Source organism: Priestia sp. P5_B4, from assembly GCF_056400385.1.
This window is the reverse complement of record NZ_JBFULJ010001563.1, coordinates 1-503: the sequence shown is the minus strand read 5'-3', so window position 1 is coordinate 503 and position 503 is coordinate 1. Positions and strand designations below refer to the sequence as shown.

1 protein-coding gene and 1 riboswitch are annotated in these 503 nt (G+C 31.0%); the gene reads right to left on the bottom strand.

Translation table 11 applies throughout. From position 1 onward, the window contains the following. Positions 1-48: 48 nt before the first annotated feature. The gene (locus AC1DRF_RS32175) at positions 49-171 is read right to left on the bottom strand and encodes an anti-repressor SinI family protein (protein ID WP_080967615.1); all 123 of its coding nucleotides are present in this window, start codon (positions 169-171) and stop codon (positions 49-51) included. Between the two features lie 19 nt (positions 172-190). Next, a riboswitch (cyclic di-GMP riboswitch) is annotated at positions 191-275 on the bottom strand. Positions 276-503 lie beyond the last annotated feature (228 nt).

Here is a 503-nt window from a genome sequence, read left to right as displayed (position 1 = left end):
ACCATAAACAACATTAATTATAATTAATGTTGTTTATGGTTAAAGTATCTATTTGCTTTCTAAGAACTTCTTAATTTCCTCAATGGTTAATCCCAATTCTCTAGCTTCCTTTATAAGTTTGACCCATTCTTGATTTAGTTCTTGTGCTACTAATTGTCCTTTACTGTCCATAAAAATTACCTCCAGATATTCAGGGGGCTCAGCTGCCATAGCCACTTGACCTTAGACCTGTAGCTTTGCGTCCTAGCCTTTCAACTAGTTTGCCTTTATCTCAATATGTAAATTTATAAATATCTTACTATATAATGGGTATCGAATTATGTCAAAATAAGTATTGTCATTTATTTTTTAAAACCCTTTATAACCTATTACTAATTAATATAAACAGCATTATAAAAACTAAATAAATATCCAGCTAATCACTACCTTGCTTCGCATACATCTTTCTCAATAAAAATTTTGCTCGATGAAGCCTCGCCTTAACTGTTCCCACACTAATATTT

Excerpts from the sequence above, each read along its gene's own strand:
- AC1DRF_RS32175 (WP_080967615.1), bottom strand. The coding sequence starts at position 171 with ATGGACAGTAAAGGACAATTAGTAGCACAAGAACTAAATCAAGAATGG.